The organism is Ruegeria sp. BHSC043 (assembly GCF_059612985.1).
On record NZ_JBXWRS010000006.1, the window covers coordinates 109,843 to 126,593 of the forward strand.

Annotated in this window: 17 protein-coding genes and 1 tRNA gene; 8 read left to right on the top strand and 10 right to left on the bottom strand. The window is 63.3% G+C overall.

The genetic code is table 11. The annotated features are described in order from the left end of the window. Positions 1 to 16 precede the first annotated feature (16 nt). The 4 genes from AC2FMM_RS11570 to AC2FMM_RS11585 all read left to right on the top strand — a co-directional run bounded on the left by AC2FMM_RS11570 (position 17) and on the right by AC2FMM_RS11585 (position 5,093). Positions 17 to 2,059 carry an ASKHA domain-containing protein gene (locus AC2FMM_RS11570; protein WP_496796623.1) on the top strand — a complete coding sequence of 681 codons (2,043 nt, stop codon included), beginning with the start codon at positions 17 to 19 and terminating at the stop codon, positions 2,057 to 2,059. A gap of 24 nt (positions 2,060 to 2,083) precedes the next feature. Next, positions 2,084 to 2,941: a class I SAM-dependent methyltransferase gene (locus AC2FMM_RS11575; RefSeq protein ID WP_496796624.1), complete on the top strand. Its 858-nt coding sequence runs from the start codon at positions 2,084 to 2,086 to the stop codon at positions 2,939 to 2,941. A gap of 110 nt (positions 2,942 to 3,051) precedes the next feature. Then, a complete protein-coding gene (locus AC2FMM_RS11580) occupies positions 3,052 to 4,455 on the top strand; it encodes a sensor histidine kinase (protein ID WP_496796625.1) in 1,404 nt (467 codons plus the stop codon). Further along, the gene (locus tag AC2FMM_RS11585) at positions 4,452 to 5,093 is read left to right on the top strand and encodes a response regulator (protein WP_496796626.1); all 642 of its coding nucleotides are present in this window, start codon (positions 4,452 to 4,454) and stop codon (positions 5,091 to 5,093) included. The genes AC2FMM_RS11580 and AC2FMM_RS11585 overlap by 4 nt, the downstream gene beginning before the upstream one ends. A gap of 62 nt (positions 5,094 to 5,155) precedes the next feature. Here AC2FMM_RS11585 and AC2FMM_RS11590 read toward each other — a convergent pair whose 3' ends face one another. The 3 genes from AC2FMM_RS11590 to AC2FMM_RS11600 all read right to left on the bottom strand — a co-directional run bounded on the left by AC2FMM_RS11590 (position 5,156) and on the right by AC2FMM_RS11600 (position 7,492). Continuing rightward, entirely contained in the window at positions 5,156 to 5,932 is a 777-nt protein-coding gene (locus AC2FMM_RS11590) for a hypothetical protein (RefSeq protein WP_496796627.1), read from the bottom strand. A gap of 191 nt (positions 5,933 to 6,123) precedes the next feature. Then, on the bottom strand, positions 6,124 to 7,017 hold the full coding sequence (locus tag AC2FMM_RS11595; RefSeq protein WP_496742279.1) for a c-type cytochrome: 894 nt from the start codon (positions 7,015 to 7,017) through the stop codon (positions 6,124 to 6,126). A 7-nt stretch (positions 7,018 to 7,024) separates the two neighbouring features. Continuing rightward, on the bottom strand, positions 7,025 to 7,492 hold the full coding sequence (locus AC2FMM_RS11600) for a c-type cytochrome (RefSeq protein WP_496678291.1): 468 nt from the start codon (positions 7,490 to 7,492) through the stop codon (positions 7,025 to 7,027). A gap of 86 nt (positions 7,493 to 7,578) precedes the next feature. Here AC2FMM_RS11600 and AC2FMM_RS11605 point away from each other — a divergent pair, with 86 nt between their 5' ends. After that, a complete protein-coding gene (locus AC2FMM_RS11605; protein ID WP_496796628.1) occupies positions 7,579 to 8,433 on the top strand; it encodes a LysR family transcriptional regulator in 855 nt (284 codons plus the stop codon). Positions 8,434 to 8,632: 199 nt separating this feature from the next. Beyond that, positions 8,633 to 8,845, top strand: a complete 213-nt coding sequence (locus tag AC2FMM_RS11610) for an Arm DNA-binding domain-containing protein (protein WP_496796629.1) — start codon at positions 8,633 to 8,635, stop codon at positions 8,843 to 8,845. A gap of 172 nt (positions 8,846 to 9,017) precedes the next feature. Here AC2FMM_RS11610 and AC2FMM_RS11615 read toward each other — a convergent pair. The 4 genes from AC2FMM_RS11615 to AC2FMM_RS11630 form a co-directional block, all read right to left on the bottom strand. After that, positions 9,018 to 9,091 (bottom strand) — tRNA-Gly (locus AC2FMM_RS11615). Between the two features lie 124 nt (positions 9,092 to 9,215). Next, a complete protein-coding gene (locus AC2FMM_RS11620; RefSeq protein ID WP_496689581.1) occupies positions 9,216 to 10,280 on the bottom strand; it encodes a methyltetrahydrofolate cobalamin methyltransferase in 1,065 nt (354 codons plus the stop codon). Positions 10,281 to 10,289: 9 nt separating this feature from the next. Next, positions 10,290 to 11,216, bottom strand: a complete 927-nt coding sequence (locus tag AC2FMM_RS11625; RefSeq protein ID WP_496796665.1) for a methylenetetrahydrofolate reductase — start codon at positions 11,214 to 11,216, stop codon at positions 10,290 to 10,292. 26 nt (positions 11,217 to 11,242) lie between these two features. Beyond that, positions 11,243 to 11,539, bottom strand: a complete 297-nt coding sequence (locus tag AC2FMM_RS11630; protein ID WP_490360414.1) for a virulence factor — start codon at positions 11,537 to 11,539, stop codon at positions 11,243 to 11,245. A 239-nt stretch (positions 11,540 to 11,778) separates the two neighbouring features. On the opposite strand from AC2FMM_RS11630, the gene AC2FMM_RS11635 reads away from it, so the two are divergent. Both AC2FMM_RS11635 and AC2FMM_RS11640 read left to right on the top strand, forming a co-directional pair. Next, positions 11,779 to 12,891 (top strand): Ppx/GppA phosphatase family protein, encoded by a 1,113-nt coding sequence (locus AC2FMM_RS11635; RefSeq protein ID WP_149774380.1) that lies wholly within the window; start codon positions 11,779 to 11,781, stop codon positions 12,889 to 12,891. Continuing rightward, positions 12,891 to 13,607 carry an RlmE family RNA methyltransferase gene (locus AC2FMM_RS11640; protein ID WP_149774381.1) on the top strand — a complete coding sequence of 239 codons (717 nt, stop codon included), beginning with the start codon at positions 12,891 to 12,893 and terminating at the stop codon, positions 13,605 to 13,607. The genes AC2FMM_RS11635 and AC2FMM_RS11640 overlap by 1 nt, the downstream gene beginning before the upstream one ends. A gap of 2 nt (positions 13,608 to 13,609) precedes the next feature. Here the strand turns inward: AC2FMM_RS11640 and AC2FMM_RS11645 are convergent, their stop codons facing one another. From AC2FMM_RS11645 to AC2FMM_RS11655, 3 genes are all read right to left on the bottom strand, one after another. Beyond that, positions 13,610 to 13,768: a hypothetical protein gene (locus tag AC2FMM_RS11645; RefSeq protein WP_496712034.1), complete on the bottom strand. Its 159-nt coding sequence runs from the start codon at positions 13,766 to 13,768 to the stop codon at positions 13,610 to 13,612. Between the two features lie 142 nt (positions 13,769 to 13,910). Then, positions 13,911 to 15,830 (bottom strand): multiheme c-type cytochrome, encoded by a 1,920-nt coding sequence (locus tag AC2FMM_RS11650; RefSeq protein ID WP_496796630.1) that lies wholly within the window; start codon positions 15,828 to 15,830, stop codon positions 13,911 to 13,913. Continuing rightward, positions 15,827 to 16,693 carry a YihY/virulence factor BrkB family protein gene (locus AC2FMM_RS11655; protein WP_496796631.1) on the bottom strand — a complete coding sequence of 289 codons (867 nt, stop codon included), beginning with the start codon at positions 16,691 to 16,693 and terminating at the stop codon, positions 15,827 to 15,829. Before AC2FMM_RS11655 ends, AC2FMM_RS11650 begins: the two co-directional genes overlap by 4 nt. Positions 16,694 to 16,751: the final 58 nt, after the last annotated feature.

The window sequence follows — 16,751 nt, forward strand, 5'->3', positions numbered from 1 at the left end:
CAAAAAGGCATCCGTCATGACCACCGATCCCCTTGTCGTCTTTACCCCATCGGGCAAACGCGGACATTTTCCCGTGGGTACTCCGATCCTGACGGCGGCCCGGCAGCTGGGAGTCGACCTGGATTCGGTCTGCGGTGGGCGTGGGATCTGCTCGAAATGCCAGATCACGCCCAGCTATGGCGAGTTTCCAAAACATGGCGTCACGGTCCGCGAAGACGCGCTGAGCGAATGGAACGCGGTCGAGCAGCGCTATGACGACAAGCGCGGTCTGAAACCGGGCCGGCGTTTGGGCTGTCAGGCCACCGTTCAGGGTGACGTGGTGATCGACGTTCCACCCGAAAGCCAGGTTCACCGCCAGGTGGTGCGCAAGGCCGCCGCCGCGCGGGCCATCACCATGGACCCGGCCACGCGCCTTTATTTCGTGGTGGTCGAGGAACCGGACATGCACTCGCCCACCGGCGATTTGGAACGGCTGGAGCGTGCCCTGCGCGAGCAGTGGCAGATCGACGCCGTCACCGCCGACCTGTCGCTTCTGTCCAAACTGCAGCCGACCCTGCGCAAGGGCAAGTGGGAGGTTACGGTTGCCTTGCACGAGGGGCACAAGGACAGCGTGGCGCGCATCGTCGAAATCTGGCCCGGCCTGCACGAAAACGGGCTGTACGGGCTGGCCATCGACCTCGGCTCGACCACCATCGCCGCGCATCTGACCGATCTGGAAACCGGCGAGGTCAAGGCCTCCTCCGGCCTGATGAACCCGCAAATCCGGTTCGGCGAGGACCTCATGAGCCGGGTCTCTTATGCCATGATGAACCCTGGCGGTGATCAGGAAATGACCCGGGCCGTGCGCGAGGCGATCAACGATCTGGTCACCTCGATCGCCGACGAGGCCGGGATCGACCCGGCCCTGATCGTGGAAACGGTATTCGTCTGCAACCCGGTCATGCACCACCTGCTGCTGGGTCTGGACCCAGTCGAGCTGGGCCAGGCGCCCTTCGCGCTGGCCACATCCGAAAGCGTCTCGCTGCCCGCGCGCGAGATGGATCTGACCACGATGAACCCGCGCGCGCAGGTCTACATCCTGCCCTGCATCGCGGGCCATGTTGGTGCCGACTGCGCCGCCGTAGCGCTGAGCGAAGAGCCGGGCAAGTCGCAGGACCTGGTGTTGATCGTGGACGTCGGCACCAATGCCGAGATCCTGCTAGGCAACACGACCCGCGTGCTGGCATGTTCCTCGCCCACCGGACCGGCGTTCGAGGGCGCGCAGATCAGTTCGGGCCAGCGCGCCGCGCCCGGCGCGATCGAGCGCATTCAGATCGACCCGGTGACCAAGGAACCCCGGTTCCGCGTGATCGGCTCGGACAAGTGGTCGGACGAAGACGGGTTCGAGACGGACATCGCCACCACCGGCATCACCGGCATCTGCGGGTCGGGCATCATCGAGGCGGTGGCCGAAATGCGCTTGGCCGGCCTGCTGGACGAGAGCGGCCTGATCGGCTCGGCCGAACAGACCGGCTCCAGCCGCTGCATCCCCGAGGGCCGCACTCATTCCTATCTGATTCATGATGCCAGCGCCGAAGGTGGCCCACGCATCACCGTGACCCAAGGCGACATCCGCGCGATCCAGCTGGCGAAATCCGCGCTCTATGCCGGGGCGCGGCTGCTGATGGACGAGATGGGCGTGGACAAGGTGGATCGCGTGGTGCTGGCCGGGGCGTTCGGCGCCCATATCTCGACCAAACATGCGATGGTTCTAGGCATGATCCCCGACGCGCCGCTGGACAAGGTCTCGAGCGCGGGCAACGCCGCCGGTACCGGCGCGCGCATCGCGCTGTGCAACATCGCCGCCCGGGCCGAGATCGAGCGCTTGGTGCGCGAGATCACCAAGGTCGAAACCGCGATCGAGCCGAAATTCCAAGAGCATTTCGTCGCCGCCAACGCGATCCCGCACAAGACCGACCCCTTTCCGGAACTGTCAAGGGTCGTCAGCCTGCCCGCCCCATCCTTCAACACCGGGGGCGATGCGGAAAAAACTGGCCGCCGTCGCCGCAGAAAGGCATAGTCGAGCGAAACGCGGAGGGCGTCCTTGCAACTGGCGAATGAAGACCAAGCTGAATACTGGGGAAACTCGGCGTCAGGCACCAAGTGGTTGACCTTCGAGGACAAACTGGACCATATGCTGGCCCCGGTTCTGGACCTGGTTCTGGAGCGCGCCGAACTGACGTCCGGCCTGCGGGTGCTGGACATAGGCTGTGGCACCGGTGCCAGCACGGTCGCTGCGGCGCGCGCAGTCGGACCCGAGGGGCACGTTCTGGGTGCCGATATCTCGGGCCCGTTTCTTGACCGAGCCGCACTGCGTGCCGACGCGGCCGGCCTGCCCAACACCGCGTTTCAACTGGCCGATGCCCAAGTCGCACCGTTTGAGCCGGAATCCCGCGACGTGGCTATTTCGCGTTTTGGGGTGATGTTCTTCGACGATCCTGTCGCCGCTTTTGCCAATATCGCAATGGCACTGTTTCCGGGCGGACGGATGATCTTTGCCGCCTGGGGGCCGCTGTCAGACAACCCGTGGTTTCGGGTGCCGCATGTGGCCGCCACGGCGCATCTGGGCCACCCACCCAAATACGGACGCCACGCGCCCGGCCCGCTGGCCTTTCAGGACATCGACCGCGTCACCCGCCTGATGACCCAGGCCGGGCTGCGCGATGTTTCCGGCGAACCTGTGACCCTGCGCCTGCCCGGCCTGAACAGCGTCGAGGAAACGGCCAGCCTGTGTACCCGCGTGGGGCCTGCCGCGCGAGTCATCGCGCATTTCGACGGGTCCGAGGACGACGCCCGCATCATCCAGCGCGCCGTTCAAAGCGAATTTGAACGCTTCGTCGTCGATGGTAATCCCGGGCTGCCCGCGGTCATCAACCTGTTTCAGGCCCGCCGCGCCGCCTAAGGCGGCCCCTGGCCGTTGCACCCATTGCGGCCAATGCCGCATCCTGGGGCGACCTTTTCCGACCAAGGTCCGTGGCAAATGGCGATCGGCCGGGCAATAGTGGGGGCAGCATGAAACTACCAAAGCCCGATCTCAGTTCCGGAAACTGGTCCCTGTCCCGCGCCTATCTTGCGGCCAGCGTCGTGGTTATGGGGACCGGCGCTATCGTAATCGGCGGCTGGGTCACGGGCCGGATCGAAGATGCGGTCGTACAGAACTCTGCCAATTCCGCAGCCCTCTACATGGAAAGCATCCTGTCGCCGCTCAGCCAGGAACTAGCCCACGGCGACAGCCTTTCGGACCCGGCAGCGCGGGCCGTGTCCGAGCTGTTCGATCAGCAATCGATGCAAGAGCGGATCGTCTCGTACAAGATCTGGAAAAAGGACGGGCTGATCGCCCATGCGTCAGACCCCGACATCATCGGACGCACGTTTCCCCCCACCGACGATCTGAAACGCGCCTGGTCGGGGCAGATCTCGGGTTCGTTCGAGAAACTAGACCGCGCCGAGAACCAAGCCGAGGCCGCGATGGGCATTCCGCTGCTGGAAGTCTACAGCCCCATACGCGAGATCTGGTCCGGCGAGATCATCGCCGTCGGCGAATTCTACCAGCGCGCGGATCAGTTGCAGACCGACCTGATGCAGGCCAGACGCACCAGTTGGTTCGTGGTGGCCACGACTTTCGGGCTGAGCACGCTGATCCTGTACCTGATCGTAGCGGTCGGCGACCGGACGATCCGCACCCAGTCCGACCTGCTGAAGGCCCGTCTGGCCGACAGCCAGAAGATGTCGCAACAGAACGCCGACCTGCGTGCGCGGGTGATCGAGGCATCGGACCGGTCAACCGCCCAAACCGACCGCTTTCTGCGCAAACTCGGTGCCGAGCTGCATGACGGCCCGGCCCAGTATCTGGCGTTGGCAGCGCTGCGGTTGGATTCGGCCTTTCCCCAAGACGGGTCCGGCAACAAGGTCGCCCACGAGGTTCACCAATCGATTCAACGCGCGCTGACCGAGATCCGCGCCCTGTCCCGCGGGCTGGCGGCCCCCGACATAGAGACGCTGGACCTTGAGGACGTGATCGTGCGCGCCGCCAGCGACCGGTCGGTTCCCGACGCGCCCGCCCCCGAGTTGTCGATCAGCGGCGACGTGATGCCCGCGTTGTCCTACGCCGAAAAGCTGTGCGTTTTCCGTTTCGTGCAGGAAGCCCTGTCGAATGCCGCCCGTCACGCAAAAGGGGCGAAATGCACCGTTACCTGCACTTCAAGCCCCGACGAGCTGTCGGTGGCGGTCGCCGATGATGGTCCGGGGTTCGATCCGTCAGATGCCATCAAGCTGGGTACCGAGGGCGGTCAGGGCCTGATGGGGCTGCGCGACCGGGTGGAAAGCATCGGAGGGCGTTTCGAGCTCAAAACCGCCCCCGGTGCGGGAACAACGATCAAAATGACTCTGTTTCACAGGCAAGCGAGGCCGAGATGACCACGACAATCGTATTGGCGGACGATCACCCGATTTTTCGGGACGGATTGCGCCGGACATTGGAAGATTCGGGTGAATTCAAGGTGCTGGCGGCCGGCGAGAGCGCCAATGAGGCCGTGCAACTGACCCGAGACCACAAGCCCGACCTCGTCATCCTGGACCTGTCCATGCCGGGCGGCGGAATCGCCGCCACGCGGCAGATCGCGGCCATGGAGGATCCACCGCGCATTGCCATTTTGACCGTCTCCGAGGACAGCAACGACGTCGCCGACGCGCTGGAGGCCGGGGCGACGGGTTACATCCTAAAGGGCGTCACGGCCAGCGCCTTGACCGGATCGCTGCGCAGCATCGCCGCCGGCGAAGGGGTCGTGTCCCCCGGGCTGGCCGCGCGGGTCCTGTTCTCGATCGGAAAGAGCAAGACCAAGGTCGCCGAACCTGACGGGCTGAGCGACCTGACGCATCGCGAAGAGGAAATCTTGCGTCGCGTGGCCAAAGGGCTGAGCAATCGCGAAATCGCCGAAGAGCTGACGCTTCAAGAAAAGACCGTAAAGCATTATATGACAAGCATTCTGTCCAAGCTGCATGCCCGAAATCGGGTCGAGGCGGCACTGATCGCCCACGACGCCTGGAAAACCTGACGCCCAACTGAAAACGACCCCAGAAATTCCGGAGGCCGTAATTGGTTTGCTCGACGGCTTGCTCAGTTCGTGATCGCGTTCAACCGCTGCATATCGGCCGAGGTTGCCGGGCGTTCGACCACTGTCCGGTTGTATGGATCCTTCAACTCGTACCGGCCGGCCTCGATTTCCTCTTTCCAGCCATTGGTATAGCGCACCTCGATATTGCTGCCCTGGCGTTCCACCTTGGCTGGCCGGCCACCGGCACTGTTGCCACCAGACGGCACGCTGTTGATGGTCACGCTGTCGGCCAGCGAACGCAGTCGGGTCAAGTCAGAGCCGGTCGCCGGTCGCTCCTCAACCGTACGGTTCTGCGCGTTCTTGCGTTCATAGCGCCCGTTCTCGATTTCTTCCTTGGTGCCGTCTGAATAGCGAATCTCGACGCCGCTGGCGCTGGTTTCAATCTTGGTCACGCGCACCGGGCCATTGCCCGATCCCGACGCGGCAGCGGATCCGCCGCGCTTGCTTTTGCCGCTGCGGGACTTGTCGTCGTCGTCATCATCGTCGTCGTCCCGGTCATCATCGCGGTCATCATCCCGATCGTCGTCTCGGTCATCGTCGCGGTCATCATCCCGATCGTCGTCTCGGTCATCGTCGCGGTCATCATCCCGATCGTCGTCCCGGTCATCGTCGCGGTCGTCGTCACCATCCTTGCCTTTGCCGCTTTTTGCAAAAGCATAGGAGGGATCCACATGGAAACCGGAGTCAAAGTCAAAACTCAGCGAATAGGGGCTGGCGGCGAAGGCTGACGCCAGGGCTGCGGTGCTCAACAACCTTGCGATTTTCGTTTTCACGCTCATCTCGATATCCTTTCCTGTCAAAACGCCCTTCCTGACGCTATTGGGAAAAGGCTAACAGGCTGGGGACACGGCAACATCGGCCCATGGTCGGGCGAATTTTCGGCCCTTGGGACCCTGCCCCACAGGTCTTTCATCCGATCAGGATGCAAACGTACCGGCCTGACGCCGAGACAACGCGATTTCGATGTCAATCAATCGCGCGATTGGGGGATGGCCTTGAGATAGCTGGCAATGGCCAGACGATCTGCGTCGCTCAGCTTCGCGGTATTCAGCACCACCTCGGCCATCTCGCCCCCGGCGCTGTCATAGTCCGGCGTGAACCCGGACCTCAGATACTCGGCAATATCCGCTTCGGACCAGTCCAGCTGATCGGGGGCCAGCCCCGGGATGCGCCCCTTTCCGCTGGGATTCGGGGCGCCCTGCAGCCATTTCGACAGGATCAACCCGCCCAGGGCATTGCGCGGGGTATGACATTCTCCGCAATGGCCCAGAGCCTCGACAAGGTAGCGGCCGCGCTGCTGCTGGCCGGACAGATCTCCGTCCATGATCCAGCCAGACCGCAGAAACAGCAGCTTCCACCCTCCCAAGGCCAGCCGCAGATTGAACGGAAAACCTACCTCGTGGGGTGCATTGGGCGTGGCGTCGGCTGGAAGGCTCATCAGGAAGGCATGCAACGAGACGACATCCTGCGGCGCCATCCTGACGTAGGACGCATAGGGGAAGGCTGGGTAATAATGCTGTCGGTCCGGGCTGCTGCCATGCCATAGCGCGCTTGCCAGATCGACGGGCGTCCAATCGCCGATCCCGTGAACCGGATCACTGGATATGTTGGGCGCGACGAAGGTACCGAACGGCGTCGAAAACCTGCGCCCACCGGACAAAACCAGGCGGGTATCGCCCTCGGCCCCGGGTGCCGAATGGCAGGCCGCGCAGCCGGCGGCATGAAACGCCTGTTCACCCTGCGCAATGTCGGGAGCCAGACCGCTCAACCTCGCCGGATCAGCCAAACGCGGGCGGGTCACGAAAAGTCCCGCGCCCACGATCACGGCCGCGAAGGCAGCGGCCGTGAATCCCCATTTTCGCATTCCACCCTTACTCCTTGGGGGCGCGATAGGCCTTGTGGCACGCCGAACACGCCCCACCCAGAGGCCCCATCGCGGCCTTCAGGGCATCAAGATCCTGCCCGGCGGCCGACTGCATGGCAACAGCGGCTTCGGCCAGGGCCTGCCCCTTGGCGCTGACATCAGGGAAATTCTGCCAGATCGCCGGCAAAGCACGCGAAGACGGATCGCCCGCATTGTCGGTTCCGGCCGGCCACATCGCCGACTGATCGACTTGGGTCAGCGTGGCCAGATTGTTCGCCGCAGCCGCCGCGACCTTGGCATCGTATTCGGCCTCGCCCTTGGCCATGGCGCCCAACTGACCGATGTTGAACGCATAAAGCGACATCAGAGACTGCCGCGCCTTAACTGCGGGGTTCTTCGCCTCTTGCGCCATGCTGGTACCTACGATCGCAACCGACAGAAGACCGGCCGCCGCAAAAGAAAGATATTTGGTCATAATTCTGCTCCCTTGTTGAACACACAAAGACTAGCTTGAATAATTTTTCTTGTAATTGTTTGATATTTTGCTGAGCCTGTTCATTTATGAACAAGACAAATTGGGATGACATCCGCTTCGTGCTGGCCGTCCGTCGCCATGGTTCATTGAACGCTGCCGCGACGGCCCTGAACGTTACGCATGCCACGGTCCTGCGCCGGGTCGCTGCGTTCGAGCAGCGCCACGGTTGCCATCTGTTCGGCAAAGCCACGTCCGGCTATGTACCCCGCCCCGAGGCACAGCAGATCTTCGCCGCAATGGAGGATGTCGAAAACGCGGTTCTGGCGCTGGATCGTACGATTGCAGGGGCCGACCGGTCCCCGGTCGGAAAAGTGCGGATCGCTTCGACGGACAGCCTGTGCCAGATCGTGCTGCCATGTATCTTGCGCCGAATCTCGGAACGGTTTCCGGGGCTTGAATTCACTTTGCTCAGCAACAATACGCATCACGACCTGACCCGCCTGACGGCGGACATTGTGGTGCGCCCGTCCCCCGGATTGGATGGCGGCCTGACCGGCCAGATGGCCGGTACACTGCGCTTTGCCGTCTATCACGATGGCACGCCCAGCCAGAAATGGCTGGCCCTGCAAGGCGCGCTGGGCAAGTCGAAGCCCGCGCAGTGGATGGCGGACAACATCGCGCCCGCGGCCATCATCAGCGGTGCCGACAGCTTCTTGGTCCTGCGGCAGATGGCTGCCGAAGGAGCGGGCAGGACGTTCCTGCCGACCTTCGTCGGAGACGCTGACCCCAGACTAAAGCGCGACCCCGAAGTGCCCCCCGGGATGGCCGTGCCCCTTTGGGTCGCCATGCTGGAAGAGATTGCCCACACTCCTAGGTTCGCGCTGGTGCGTGACCAACTGCTGGCACGGCTTAGACCGCTGTTTGCAGCAGAGCACGCCTGACGCTCAAACGAGCGCAACACATTGCCAAAGCGGGAAAAATCTGGAGCGAGTAGCGCGCACCATGTTGCTGTTGCAACGTGTCGCAAATTGTCCGATCCGGCCAATGTAGGTTGCAAAACGCGACCGACGCTTGTAGCACGGTGTTGCAGAGTGTCGCAAACAAACGCACCCCAAGAGGGGGGGCTAAAGGGGGGGCCGGATGGCAGGCAGTCTATCAGCAGTAAAAATCAAAAACGCCAAGCCGGGTGACAAGCTCTTGGATGGCGACGGGCTATTCTTCATCAAATCGGACTCGGGCGGGAAATGGATCTACCGCTATCGGTTCCAGGGCAAGCGCAGGGAAATGGGCCTTGGCTCGTTCCCGGCAATCTCCTTGGCCGAGGCCCGGAAAGAACGGCTGAAATGGGAATAGTCCGCGACCGATTCTGAAGAACTCCAGGTCCAGTCTGGTGAAGGTCGAGGATCTGGAAAACCTGATCGAAGGAAGAGCGGCCTAATACTGCAAGGTGGGGGGGCCAATGGGGGGGCTGCAAAAGCGGCCCCTCTTTTTTGTTTTTGTTTTACAGTGTGTTGAGGGGATTTTATGGAGCGGGTAGCGGGAATCGAACCCGCGCGTTCAGCTTGGGAAGCTGACAGGCTACCATTACATCATACCCGCCGCAGGAGCTGAAATAGCACCGGATGCGCACCGGGATCAAGCGGCGATCTGCTGGAAAGACGCGTTATTGCCACAGAAAAAGGCCGGGCTGAACACCCGGCCCCGGAACAGCGTCAAACCCACATCAGGCCCGGCGGCGGCGGCCGCCACCCCGACGGCCACGCGCGCCCTCGCTTTCGGCGCCTGCGGCATCGGCCGGCTTGTTGAACTTGATCCATTCGCCGCCATGCGGGTCGTTGTTGGTCAGCAGGTTGGCGGCGCGGATGGCCTCCATTTCCTTGCCGGCGCGCGGCTTGGTCGAGCCCAGACCGAACATCTGAACGAAGGTTTCGTCGTCCATGCCCTCGGGCAGGATGATGCCCGCCGCCGCAACCTCGGCCCTTTTCTCAGCAATCTTCTTCTGCGTCACCGGCAGCGCCACCGGGTTCATGATGGCCGAGGTCATGCCCGCGCCCATCGCCATCGGCAGGAAGGCGTTGTTGATGCCGTGACGGTTCGGCAGACCGAACGAGATGTTGGACGCGCCGCAGGTGGTGTTCACGCCCAGCTCTTCGCGCAGGCGGCGCACCAGGGCAAAGACCTGAAGCCCCGCAGTTGCCATCGCACCGATCGGCATCACCAGCGGGTCCACAACGATGTCGTGGGCCGGAATGCCATAGTCGGCGGCGCGCTGGACGATCTTCTTGGCAACCTCAAAGCGCACGTCGGGATCTTCGGAAATGCCCGTATCGTCGTTCGAGATCGCAACGACCGGCACGTTGTATTTCTTGACCAGCGGCAGCACAAGTTCCAGGCGATCCTCCTCGCCGGTGACCGAGTTCAGCAACGGGCGGCCTTCGGCAGCCTCGAGCCCGGCCTCCAACGCGCCCGGAACCGAACTGTCGATGCACAGCGGCACATCGACCAGACCCTGCACCAGTTCGACGATCTGTTTCATCAGCGGCGGTTCGGTCTCGTTCGGGTTGGGGTTCGAGTTGTAAACCACGCCCGCGTTGATATCGAGCACGGTCGCCCCGGCCGCCACCTGCGCCAGCGCGTCCTGCTCAACGGTCGAGAAATCGCCCGCTTCCAGCTCGGCTGCCAGCTTCTTGCGGCCGGTGGGATTGATCCGCTCGCCGATCACGCAGAACGGCTGATCGAAGCCGATGATCGCGGTTTTGGTCTTTGATTCTACGACTGTACGGGTCATGTCCGGTCCTTAAGCGTTTACAGGCTTCGCCGAGGCGCCGCCGTTTTCGATGGCCCAGTTGGCATTGGTCTTGATGCCGCCAAGCGGGAAGAAGTGCACGTTGGTGATGTTGAAGTCGGGGTTGGCCGCCTTGTGTTCGGCCAGCGCGGTGATCACGTCGGTCGGCTCGTAGGGCAGCAGCAGCTTGGACACGTCCATGGCGCGCTTCTGCAGCACCTTCAGCGACGGGCCCACGCCGCAGGCGATCGCGAATTTGATCAGCGTCTGCAGCTTGGCCGGACCGGCGATGCCGATGTGGATCGGCAGGTCGATCCCGGCCGCCTTCAGGCCGTCGGCCCATGCGATGATCGGCTTGGCGTCAAAGGCAAACTGGGTGGCCAGCGCCATTTCGGCGTCTGTGGTTTCGCTGAATTTCTGCTTCCAGCGCAACGCCTCGTCCACGTTTTTGGTCGAGCCGTCCGGGTCGATATCCTTGTTGCCCTCGGGGTGACCTGCGACGTGCAGACGCTTGAAGCCCGCCTTGTCGAACAGTCCCGTCTCAAGCAACTGCATCGAGCTGTCGAACTCGCCATGCGGCTTGTCCACGCCCCCGGCCAGCAGCAACGCCTGATCGACGCCCGCCTCGCCCTGATACATGGCGATCCAGTTCTCCAGCGTCGCCGCGTCCTTGATGATGCGGGCCGGGAAATGCGGCATGACCGGATAGCCCTCGGCCGTGATCCGCTTGGCGGTCTTGACCATGTCCTCGATCGGCGTGCCCTCGATATGGGCGATGTAGACGCGCGTGCCTTCGGGCAGCAGATCGCGAAAATCTTCGACCTTCTCGGCGGTGCGCGGCATCACCTCGATCGAATACCCTTTCACAAAGGCTTCGACGGCAGGGTTCACCGGGGCCTTTTCGGCCGCATCACGTTTTTTGAAGTTCAGCAAAGCCATCGCGGCCTCCCATAAAGATCTGGGGCTCATGCCCAACCGTCATTTCCGATCAGGGCCTTGAGGCGATCCTGATCGTATTCCGTTTCCAGGCGCAGCGCCTGGGCCTCGGCGATCTCGGCCGGGTCGCCCTCAACCTCGAACGGCTCGGCCTTGCGCCACTCGGCCAGGTAGGCGTCGCTGTCCTTGGCGTTCACCTTCATGGCGGCGCGGTCGATGGCCTGTTCGAACCGTTCCGACAATTGCCGCTTGGCCCCGCGCCGGCCCTTGCCGACGATGACCTGAGCGGGAATGTCGCGCCAGTATACGATGGTGACGTCAGGCATTGATCGTGATTCCTCCTAACCAGATGGTCCGGTTCTAAACGGCAATGTGGGGCCGGGTCGGTCGGATTTCGACACACGGCGCTGTTCCAGCGACCTTTTCGCCCCCTTGGGATACAGCGCCTCGGGTCGTCTCTCCAGTGCCGATGGGCATCAAAATCCTCATGACCTTAATGAGCATCTTGCACGTCGGACGCCCGCAACCTAATGTCGGGGTAACTCGTAAATCGGAGGGCGTGACGATGGCGCCCAAGCGTCCCAAAGGTGCGGGCGCGTTCCCGAAAGTGGTCGAAAGCCCCGCGCCGGCAAGACCCGATCCAGATGCGCTGTATGCGGCGCTGGATCTGGGAACAAATAGCTGCCGCATGTTGATCGCCCAGCCCAAGGGCAGCGGGTTCCATGTGGTGGACAGCTTCTCGAAGTCCGTGCAACTGGGCTCGGGGCTTGAACGGACCGGACGTCTGTCGCGGTCCTCTATGGCGCGCACCATTCAAGCCTTGCGCATCTGCCAGCAGAAGCTGAAGCGCAACAAGGTCAAGCGCATGCGGCTGGTGGCGACCGAAGCCTGCCGTCGCGCCCGAAACGCGCGCGACTTCATCCGGCAGGTGAAACGCGAAACCGGCCTGACCTTGGAGATCATCCAACCCGAGGAAGAGGCGCGCCTGGCCGTGATTTCATGCGCGCCGCTGGTCAGCACCAAGACCGAGCAGCTGCTGGTGGTCGATATCGGCGGCGGCTCGACCGAGCTGGTCTGGATCGACCTGTCCTCGGTGCCGCGGCGCGACCGGCCATCGGCGATCATGCGGTTGCACAACGGGTTCCACACCGCCGACAGCCCCTTTCCTGCGGCCAAGGTGGTGGACTGGATCAGCGTGCCGCTGGGCGTGGCCACCCTGCGCGACCAATTCCACGATGTCGAGGACGACGCCGCCCGGTTCGCGCTGATGAGCTGGTTCTTCGAAGAAAACCTGGCCGATTTCGCCCCCTACAAGGATGAACAGGCCCGCGAGGGGTTCCAGATCGTCGGCACCAGCGGCACAGTCACGACGGTCGCGGCCTCGCATCTTGGGTTGAAGCGTTATGACCGCACCAAGGTGGACGGGCTGCGCATGACCAGTGATCAGATTGACAAGGTGATACGCGGCTATCTAGAACTCGGCCCTCAGGGTCGGCGCCGCGATCCGCGCATCGGCGAGGACCGGCAGGCCCTGATCATGTCCGGCTCGGCCATTTTGCAGGCGCTGCTGCGCTGCTGGCCCACCGACCGCCTTTCGGTTGCGGATCGGGGGCTGCGCGAGGGTCTGCTCTATGCCCAGATGAGCGCGGACGGGGTATTGGAAGACGGACCGTTCTGATGGCGAAGACACCAACCGGCAAAAACACCTCGGGGCGCGGGCAGCGTGACCTGAAGGTCAAGGTCAAGACCGCACGCGGGCGCAAGCTCAGCTCGACCCGTTGGTTGCAGCGGCAGCTGAACGACCCCTATGTGAAACGGGCGCAGGCCGAGGGGTATCGCGGGCGCGCGGCCTACAAGATCATGGAGTTGGACGACAAATACCGGTTCCTGGTGCCGGGCGCGCGGGTCGTCGATCTGGGCTGTGCGCCGGGGGGCTGGTGCCAGGTCGCGGTCAAACGCGTGAACGCGCTGGGCGAGAAATCGGGCAAGCGGATCGGCACCGTTCTGGGCATCGACCTGCAAGAGGTCGAACCCATCGCCGGTGCCGAGATCCATCAGTTGGACTTCATGGAAGACGACGCTGACGAGAAGGTCAAAGCCTGGCTGGGCGGCAAGGCCGACGTGGTCATGTCGGACATGGCCGCTGCGTCGTCGGGGCATAAGCAAACCGACCACCTGCGCATTATCGCCCTGTGTGAAACCGCCGCCTATTTCGCTTTTGACGTTCTGGAACAGGGCGGCACCTTCGTCGCCAAGGTTCTGGCAGGCGGGGCCGAGGGCGACCTGCAGAAACTGCTGAAACAGAAGTTCGAGAAGGTCGCGAACGTCAAGCCGCCGGCGTCTCGGTCGGACAGTTCCGAGAAATTCGTGGTCGCCACCGGGTTCCGGGGCTGAGCTTAAATGTCTTCCGCGGTTTTTGCGCCCGCGAACTGCTGTTCCCGCAGGGATGCGGTAGCCAACCCCAGCAGCATCAACGCGTCGCCATGCCCGAGATAGACGACGGGACGGCTGCGCAGGGATTCGATCCGTTGAACCAGCGCCGGGTCGCGTGGCATCGAGGCTTTCTCGGACCTCGTGGGCGGGAATGTCGAATGCAACATGGTACAACCATCACCAAACGGGCCTTTTGCCCTCGGCGAAGGGATAGGTCGGAAATCTGCCGTCAAGATGGCAGGATCGGGGAAGTTCGGTGCCGGGTCAGCGGCCCAGTTGATCGGCCAGCGCCCCAAGCGCCGCGCTGTCGGGCAGAACCTTCAGCCCCTCGCGCAGAACGGCGCGCGCGGCCTCGACGCCGCGATTGATCTGCGCCAGTTGGACCAGCATCGGCCAGGCCTCTTCGCGCTGGGGATCCAGGGTCACCACCTGACGAAAGGCCTGTTCGGCCGCCGGCGCGTTGCGCAGCGTCAGCGCCATGCCACCCAGGACCAGATGCGTTTCGGGGAAGTCCAGCCGGTTCGACAAAGTGCGCTGCCAATCAGCCATGGCTTCGCGCGCGTTGGTGCGCTGCAACGGGATCAGCGCCTGCCCGGGAATGGTCAGGAATTCCTTGGCGGCCGACAGCCGGACGGACCGGACCGGGTCGGACAGCAACTGGGACAGCCGGTCGATCCGGTCCGGCAGGTCGGCGGACCGTTGCAGCGGAACCGCATTGGCCCGCACCAGCGGGTCGGCATCCGCCAGCAGACCGGCAGTGGTCGCCGCCAGATCCGCCGACCCATGCTGTTGCAGCAGATAGGCCGCAGTGGCCCGCACGATGCCCGGCTGATCCGCGTCCAGCGCGATCGTCATCAGAGCTTGGGGGTCGGCGCCCTGACCGGAAAAGGCCGGCGCGAAGACCGTGCCGAAATGCGGCCGGCGGTGGGCCGGGTCCGGGTACCACGCGTCGATCGTGGCCGCGGCCCAAGGTTGATCCCGATCGCTGTGGCAATCGGTACAGGCGTCCGCGCCGAGGCCCAGATCGGGGCGCGGCACACGGAAACTGTGGTCGCGCCTGCCATCGACACCCATGTAGACCCGCTCGATCATGTGGCAGCTTTTGCATTGCGCCCCCTCGCCCCCAGGCGTGTGGCGATGGTGCGCGGGATCGTCGTACAGCGCCTTGCGCAGGGTCGGAAAATCGGGATTGCCCGCCGGGGAATGGCACTGCGTGCAGACGGCGTTGCCCTCGGCCTTCAAGGTTGCCCCGTGCGCCTCGTGGCAATTCAGACAGCCAACGCCCTTCGCGTACATCTTTGATTGCAGAAACGAGCCGTAGACATAGACCTCGTCCATGATCTGGCCATCGGGCTGGTAAAGACCGGGCCGCAGAAGGGCCAGATTGTAGGCATCGTGGAACGGTATGCCCGGCAGCGGATTTCCATCCGCGAACGCCTCGCGGCGGGAATGGCAGGAGGCGCATTGCTGAATCTCGGCCTCGGTGTCCCCCCTGCCCCAGCGCATAGAAAACCCGAACGCGTCCAGCCCGGCAGGCATGGTCTGGCCACGGGTCCACTCCAGATGGGCCGAGCCCGGACCGTGGCAGGCCTCGCACCCCACGCCGATCTCGGACTGGGTCGAGGCATAGCTCTGCGTCTGCACGTCAAAGTTCTTTTTGAACTCGGTCGCGTGACATTCAGCGCAGCGGGCGTTCCAGGTCTTGTAGGAGCCCGTCCAGTGCAACCCGTCGTCCGGGGGCAGATCCTGATCCGGGTAGAGGTGGTACCAGCGTTTTTCCACCGTGTCCCAGACCACGTCGAAGCTCTGCAAACGGCCGGGTTCGGTTTCGAACAGATATTGCTGCAACGGCTCGATGCCCACGACGGAGTGGACCCTGTATGTCCGCGTTTGGCCGTCCTGCTCGGTCACGTCTGCGATGTAGACGCCATCTTCCTGTCGGAACTCGACCGCCATGCCGTTGTCCGCGAATGTCGTGCCGTCGAAATCGGCCACCACGTTTTCAGGCGTGGGCGCGGTCCAGGCCTTGGCGTGATGGGACCCGATCCACGCTTGCACTTGTTCGTCATGGCAATCCCGGCAGGCTTCCGAGCCGACATAGTCCTGCGCCACCGTTGGCCCGGCAAGCAGGATGCTTGCCAAGGAGATTGCGGATGCCCATGCGGCGTGCGGCCAAATCGTCATACGTTTCCGACCTCGTCATGATTGTCGATATCCATCAGCGCACCGTTGAATTCGGCTCCAAAGATCATGATGGCCGCGCTCAGATACAGAAAGATCAATGCGGCCATGGCGCCGGCCAGCCCCGCATAGGTGGCGCTGTAGCTTGCGAACTGACCGATATAGAGCGAGAACGCCAGCCCGCCGGCCAGCCACAAACCCAGCGTCAACAGCACGCCAGGAAGGATCTGGCGCAGCGAATGCCGACCGACCGGCAGAACCAGATGGGCCAGCAGCACCGTCAGTGCCGGGACCGCCACGGCGAAGGTCCACCGCAGGCGTTCGACCGACAACCAGTCAGCGACATTCACTGACGTCTTCTCGGACATCAGGCGGGAATAGATCGGCAACAGCAGTTCAACCGCCGCAACGATCAAAATCGCGGCGCCACCCAGAATGACCAGCCCCAGACAGAACAGGCGCGTTTTCCAGAACGGCCAGCTGTCGGTGTCGTGATAGGCCTGATTGATGGCCGCCCGAACGGCTACTACTCCGTTCGACGCGAAGTAGACGGCAAGCACTGCACCCAAGGTAATCGTTCCCGACCCTGCCCCGTTCAAAACCGCGCGAAGTTCGGCCACGATCGGCTCGGCCACGTCCTTGGGCCAGACGCCGAAAATCAGGCCGATCATCTCGTCGGTGACATAGTCCTGCGACAGCAGGCCGGCCAGAGACACGGTGAACAGGGCAAAGGGAAACAGCGCCAGCATCAGAGACATGGCGACATGGCTGCTCATGACGAACCCGTTCTTGTCGTCGAAGCGCCGGACGGCCAGCCAAAGCGCCCGAACGAAGCGGCCCAAAACGGGAATCAGGACATGTGTCATTTGGAAACCCTAGCCTGCAACTCACGACGAAAGAACCGGCCAATGCGTCAATTGCACG